At 64.1% G+C, this 3,231-nt stretch carries 3 protein-coding genes; all 3 read right to left on the reverse strand.

Annotated features, from left to right (window positions below):
* Positions 1-365: 365 nt before the first annotated feature.
* The 3 genes from hemW to WMO66_RS00595 are packed head-to-tail and all read right to left on the reverse strand — an operon-like array spanning position 366 to position 3,144.
* Complete coding sequence (gene hemW / locus WMO66_RS00585) at positions 366-1,550, reverse strand: radical SAM family heme chaperone HemW (protein WP_349134464.1); 1,185 nt, start codon at positions 1,548-1,550, stop codon at positions 366-368.
* Positions 1,551-1,552: 2 nt separating this feature from the next.
* The gene (locus WMO66_RS00590; RefSeq protein ID WP_349134465.1) at positions 1,553-2,077 is read right to left on the reverse strand and encodes a YcxB family protein; all 525 of its coding nucleotides are present in this window, start codon (positions 2,075-2,077) and stop codon (positions 1,553-1,555) included.
* A 20-nt stretch (positions 2,078-2,097) separates the two neighbouring features.
* The gene (locus WMO66_RS00595; RefSeq protein ID WP_349134466.1) at positions 2,098-3,144 is read right to left on the reverse strand and encodes a zinc-ribbon domain-containing protein; all 1,047 of its coding nucleotides are present in this window, start codon (positions 3,142-3,144) and stop codon (positions 2,098-2,100) included.
* Between the last annotated feature and the right edge of the window lie 87 nt (positions 3,145-3,231).

A 3,231-nucleotide genomic window follows, 5' to 3' on the forward strand; every position in this document is an offset into this window, starting at 1 on the left:
CAGGCCGACGTGGCAATCTCGGGAAGGCAGTTACGTTTTCGCCGAAAGTGTCCTGTTATCCACCCCGGTTCTGCGAGATTGCCACGGGCGCAAAGCGCCCTCGCAATGACAAGTCGGGAGACTTTACCGTTTTAACGATAGCCGGTACGGGTCGGAAGTGCGCAGCCGGGAGGGGCATGCCCGGCCCCTACAGTGGTGCACACCATTTAACGACAGCCGGTACGGGCTGCAAATGCCTTCCCGAGATTGCCACGGGCGCAAAGCGCCCTCGCAATGACAAGTCGGGAGACTTTACCGTTTTAACGATAGCTGGTACGGGTCGGAAGTGCGCAGCCGGGAGGGGACAGCCCGGCCCCTACAACGCATTACCGCTTCTTGGCCAGTGGGGTGGATTTTTCCTGTGCATCCTGCAGCGCGAGGATGATGCGGTTCGAGACGAGCCAGCCGCGCGGGGTCAGGTACCAGCGGGAGCCGCTCTGCGCGGCGAGGCCGTGCCCGGCAAAGCGCTCGAGCAGCTGCTGCAGCGGCGCAAAGGGCAGCAGGTAGCTGCGCTCGTACTCTTGCGCGTCCAGCCCGGAGACGATGCGCGAGCGGAGCATGACGTACTCCCCGGCGCGCTCGCGCGGGGGGATGGTCTCGCACTCCGAGAGGACGGAGCCGTGGTGGGCGATGCCCTCGACATAGGCACGCAGGTCCGGCTCGATGGTGAAGCGCTTGCCCGCAAAGTCCGAGGCGGCACAGGGGCCGAAGCCGAGGTACTCGCCGCCCGTCCAGTACTTCAGATTGTGGCGGGAGCGGAAGCCGGGCTTGGCAAAATTGGAAATCTCGTAGTGCTCGTAGCCGTGGTCCTGCAGGATCTCCGAGGCGGCAAGGTACATATCGGCCTGCACGTCGTCATTCGGGAGGTTGGCGCAGTCGCGGTACTCCCACAGGGGCGTGTTCGGCTCGACCTTGAGGGCGTAGCAGGACATGTGCTCCGGCTTGAGGCGCAGGACGTTCTCGAGCGTGTCGCGCCAGCCGGTGAGCGTCTGGTTCGGCAGGCCGAACATCAGGTCGAGCGAGAGGTTGGCAAAGCCCGCCTCGCGCGCGCGGACGACGGCCATGCGCGCCTGCTCGTAGGTATGCGGACGGCCGAGGCGCTTGAGCATGTCGTCCTGATCGGACTGCACGCCGATGGAGATGCGGTTGAAGCCCGCGCGGACCAGCCGCTTGAGCCCCTGCGGCGTGACGCTGTCGGGGTTGGCCTCGAGCGTGATCTCGGGGTCCGCGCCGAAATGGAAGCGCTTCTGCAGCTCGTCAAGAACTTTTTCCAGATTCTCCGCGCCGAAGAAGCTCGGCGTGCCGCCGCCGAAGTAGACGGTGTCGACCGTGTAGTCCGGCGCGAGGCGGCCCGTTTCGCGGATGTGGTCGGCCAGCGCCTGCAGGTACTGGTCCGTCGTGCGGCGGTCGCGGCTGCCGCCGAGGGAGTAAAAGTCGCAGTATTCGCACTTGCTCTTGCAGAAGGGGATGTGGACGTAAATGCCCAGCGGCTTGCCGGAATTGCTGCGCATGATCAGCCCCCGATTCTTTCGGAGATGAACGCGCGGAATTCGTCCGGCGTGCCCTTCGTAAAACCGGCCTTATTCACAAAGTACCACTGCTGGCGGCCGCAGTGCAGGAGGAACAGATGCTCCGTCTCGCGCAGCTCCGTGATGGTGGAATACCCGGCATCGAGGACCTCGCCGTTCTCCTGCAGGGTCTGGGCGAGGGTGAGGTCATAAAAATCCGTGTGGAGGTGCAGGGCGTTTGAGCCGTACTTCGACTGGATGTTCTGCTGCCAACGGCGCAGGGCCGTGCGCGGGCCGCGGAGCTGGTTGAACAGGGCATAGCCCACCACGAGCACGAGCAGAAGGGCCAGCACGAGATGCATGGTGTTCTTCGTCATAACGTACTGCCAGACCATGATGCCCAGCAGCACGACGGACAGGCCGAAGCAGACCCACGTCAGCAGCTGCACATAGCGCGGCATAAGGCTCTTGGACGCCTCATACTGGATATCGGCGTCAATGGTCGTGTCTACAGAAAATCTCGATTCCATGGATGATCCTTTCCCGTGCCTCAGCGGCACTTCGGGCAGGGCTTGAGTCCCAGCTCGTTTTCGGCATAGGCCGTGTTGAAGATGTAGAAGGCCTGACGGTCCCAGTCCTCGCAGGCGTAGGTGTGGTAATAGTCGTTGTTGTCGCTGGCGACGCAGGCATTGCTGTTGTAGAACTCTGCCATATCGGCAAATTCGTTGTAATTTTTGGACAGCTCGTCATAGGCGTCGGACAGGGCATCGTACTGGGCCTGCAGGTCGGAGACGTTCTCGTTCTGCTGCTGCAGGAGGGAGTATTCCTGCACGAGGTCATAGTAGTCGTTATACAGGGCGTCATAGTTCTCGTTGGACTGGTCGAGGGCGTCCTGCAGGTCGCTCAGCTGGGCCTCGGCCTGACTCTGCTCCAGCGCATGGTCGGAGCGCTCGCGCTCGAGCTTGGCGTTCATGCCGTGCCACAGCAGGAAGCCGCCGACGGCCGCGCCGACGACCACGACGCCCAGCGCGATGAGTGAGACAAGCATACCGGTATTGCGGCGCTTGCGCGGGGCAGCTTCCGGGATGGGAGGCATGTCGGAGACGGGCGGCTCCGGGGGAATGGGGGGCATGTCGGAGACGGGCGGCTCCGGAGGAATGGGGGGCATGTCGGAGAAGGCGGGCTCCTCGGGGACGACGGGCTCTTCGGGGACGACGGGCTCCTCGGGGACGACGGGCTCCTCGGGGACAACGGGCTCCTCGGGGACGACGGGCTCTTCGGGGACGACGGGCTCTTCGGGGACGACGGGCTCTTCGGGGACAACGGGCTCCTCGGGGACGACGGGCTCCTCCGGGATGACAGGCTCGTCAGGGACGACGGGCTCCTCGGGGAGAACGGGCTCCTCAGGGAGAACGGGGGCCACAGGTGGGGTTACGCCTGGAACGGACGGCTCGACGGGAGGCATTTCCCCGGCATTCGGGACTGAGCCGGGCGTTTGCGGCTCGGCGGACGGGTTCGGACGGCGCACCGGCTCACCGCAGAACGTGCAGAATTTCGCGTCATCCCGGATCTTGTTTCCGCATTTCGTACAGAACATGGTGTGATCTCCTTTGTGTGTATTTTTGGATTGGGTGGGGACGGTTTCGTCGGGGCGTTGTAGGGGCGGGGCATGCCCCGCCCGTCC

The sequence above is a fragment of the Faecousia intestinalis genome, from assembly GCF_040096185.1.
Taxonomy (GTDB): domain Bacteria; phylum Bacillota; class Clostridia; order Oscillospirales; family Oscillospiraceae; genus JAZOXB01.

Bases quoted from the DNA above. Each gene is read 5' to 3' on its own strand.
- hemW (WP_349134464.1), bottom strand. From the start codon at position 1,550: ATGCGCAGCAATTCCGGCAAGCCGCTGGGCATTTACGTCCACATCCCC.
- WMO66_RS00590 (WP_349134465.1), bottom strand. From the start codon at position 2,077: ATGGAATCGAGATTTTCTGTAGACACGACCATTGACGCCGATATCCAG.
- WMO66_RS00595 (WP_349134466.1), bottom strand. From the start codon at position 3,144: ATGTTCTGTACGAAATGCGGAAACAAGATCCGGGATGACGCGAAATTC.